Source organism: Gemmatimonadales bacterium, assembly GCA_030697825.1.
Lineage (GTDB): Bacteria > Gemmatimonadota > Gemmatimonadetes > Gemmatimonadales > JACORV01 > JACORV01.
The window spans coordinates 1-2,510 of the sequence record JAUYOW010000077.1 but is presented as its reverse complement, the minus strand read 5'-3'; the positions used below and the strand labels follow the sequence as shown (position 1 = coordinate 2,510).

Sequence of the window (2,510 nt, the reverse complement as noted above, 5' to 3'; positions counted from 1 at the left end):
CGGAAGCGGGGCCGGTCGGCGAGCTGGTACGTCGCGCCCGCCTCGATGTCGCCGAGCCGGGTGCGGAGGACATTGGTCAGGGAGTCGCCGGCCAGCGGGCCGGCGGGGTCACTGAAGAACCGCCGCAGGCCAAGAGAGTCGAGCTGGGTCGCCGGCAGGTCGAAGGTGGCGTTCAGCGCGGGCAGAGGGATCCCGAGCCCGGCGTACTGGCTGCGCAGCGCCTCGTACGATGCACGGTCCCGCGTGAGAATGGTCGCGAGGCTGTCTCCCGCCTCGCTACCCGTCCACGGCAGGACCGGCGACATCGCGGTCGGCGTCGCCGAGAAGCAGAGCGATGCGGCGCTGCCGGCGCTCCCCCCCGCCAGATCGTACAGTCCACATAGAAGCGGCTGGATCGCGTTCAGCGTGCTCTGGGCCTGGCCGCGCAGTGCTACCGGTCCGCTCGTCGCCTGGGTCTGGAGCGCGATGAGCGCCGAATCCACCTGCTCTCGGAACGCGTCCAGCGCACCCGGGGTCAGAAAGGCTGGGTTGAACCCGACGTCGCCGCGCGTCGCCGCGCTATCTGCGCTAGTGTCGGGCCCCTGCAGGAACGCCTCGACGCGGCTGCGGACCAGCGGGACGAAGAGCGAGAGCGACAGGCGCCTGGTGACGCCCAGCTCGAATGCGAGCGGAACGACCCTGACGTTCGCATTCAGCGTTAGGCGCGCCCGGCCCAGGTTCAGCGCGAACCCCGAGAGCCCGGTCAGCGCCTGGATGCGGCTCTGGACCGGCGCGAGGAACGTGAGCCGGTCCACCCCGAGCGACTCGGAAGGGAAGTCCACGCCGAGGGGCTCGAGGGCGTCCTTCGTGAAGCCCGGAGTCCCCTCTCCGAAGCGGCGGTTCCAGCGGGCCCAATCCGGCGCGAGGACCACCCGCAGCGTGCCCGGGCGTACCGGCACGGCGTCCTCACCCTGCGCGAACGCCGCGCGCGGGAGTGCGAGAGTGGCGAGTAGTGAGAGGAGGGTGGCGGCGGTAGCGCGGCGCATGCGAGGCGACAAGTCTAGCAGCCGCGCCACAGGCGGTCAATGAACGGCCGCCGCAAAACGAATCGGGCGGCCACTCTCGCGACCGCCCGACTTGTCGTCTTCACGTATTCACGTACCGATCAGGGGAGCACCAGCGTCACTCCGTACTTCTGAGCGATCGCGTCCGCGAAGGCCTGGGCGATGATCCGAAGCCCGACCGCGTTCGGGTGGATACCGTCGAGCGAGAAGATCGGCCCGAACAGCGTGCTTGGGGTCGCGAGGCTCGGGAACGACGGGATCTGTCCCGCCGCCGCCTGTTGGAGGAGCGCCGTTCCCCAGTTGGCCAGGGCCCAGTCACGGGCGGTGGCCTCGGTCGTGATGACCGTGTTGTACTCCGCTATGCGCAGGAAGATCGCCTTCATCTCGGGCTTGCCGACCACGGCGAGTGGGCTCGCGCTGGCAGGGATCGTCGTGGCCGTACCGCCCCCGGTGCAGTTGAGGGTTGCCGCGCCGCCCGCCGACAGCGTGCCGACGATGGCTCCCGTGGTCGTGAACGGCACCAGCGTACTGTCGCCGATGCCCACGCCGCCGCTCAAGGCCGGATGGTTGCAGCTCGCGTCCACTGTGAACGTGGCCAGGCGGAAGGGCAGCGTGGCGGCGATGCCGAGTGGCGCGCATCCGTTCTTCAGGCAGAAGAAGATGAACCCGGCGCTGAAGTGCGGTAGGAGCGGCGCCGACGGCAGGTTCATCACGGCGACGCGCGCCCCGGTGTCGTCCAGCCGGTCGGCGATCGCCGTGAACGCCGCCTGGAAGTCCGCCAGAGGAGTGAGCAGCGTCGTGTCGCCGCGGGTCGCCGCGCCGAGCGCGTCGTTGGCGAACGCCTCCAGCGTGACGAAGGTTGGCTGCGCGCGCTCGGCCATGTCGATTGGGTTGACCCCGCCCGTGATGAACTGGGCGAGCTTGAGCGTGTCGGTCGGCCCGAACGGGATCGCCGTCAGGTCCAGCACTTGCTGGATCCGGATGCTCGGGATGCTCACGTTGTACATGACCGGCGCGGCCGAGGCCGCGCTGCGCACGTAGCAGCTCGACCCGGTGGAGGTCGGGAAGCCGGCCGGCGTTACCCGCGCGCCCGTCAGCGGGTTCGTGTAGGGCGGCGGGCAGCCCGGCATGTTGAAGGCCGGATAGCGCCAGTCGATACCTGGTTGCAGGCCCATCGCGCGCGCCAGCAGGTACGGGTACGCCTGCTTCTGCGTGCTGTCGTTGATCCCGCCCGACTGGATGCCGGCGCCGAGACTGGTCCCGATGGCGACGTAGCGCGAGAACATCGCGCCGGCGGCGGGCACAGGGGCCGGACCGATGGACTCGTTGGTGACCAGGTCGCCCCAGCAGGCGGCCAGGAGGAGCGTCGCCGCGGCGACGAGGGAGATTCGACGTGCGTGCATATGGCGCGGCTCCATGGTTAGAACGCGAACGCCAGACTGGCGCCGTAGAGTTTCGCGGTGGACG

2 protein-coding genes are annotated in these 2,510 nt (G+C 70.1%); both read right to left on the bottom strand.

Annotation, left to right across the window (positions count from 1 at the left end):
• On the bottom strand, nt 1–938 hold a 938-nt coding region (locus Q8Q85_04005), incomplete at its 3' end, for a hypothetical protein (GenBank protein ID MDP3773408.1).
• Nucleotides 939–1,144: 206 nt separating this feature from the next.
• Nucleotides 1,145–2,446, bottom strand: a complete 1,302-nt coding sequence (locus Q8Q85_04000; protein ID MDP3773407.1) for a hypothetical protein — start codon at nt 2,444–2,446, stop codon at nt 1,145–1,147.
• Between the last annotated feature and the right edge of the window lie 64 nt (nt 2,447–2,510).

Coding starts and splice junctions, on each gene's coding strand:
- Q8Q85_04000 (MDP3773407.1), bottom strand. CDS start 2,446: ATGCACGCACGTCGAATCTCCCTCGTCGCCGCGGCGACGCTCCTCCTG.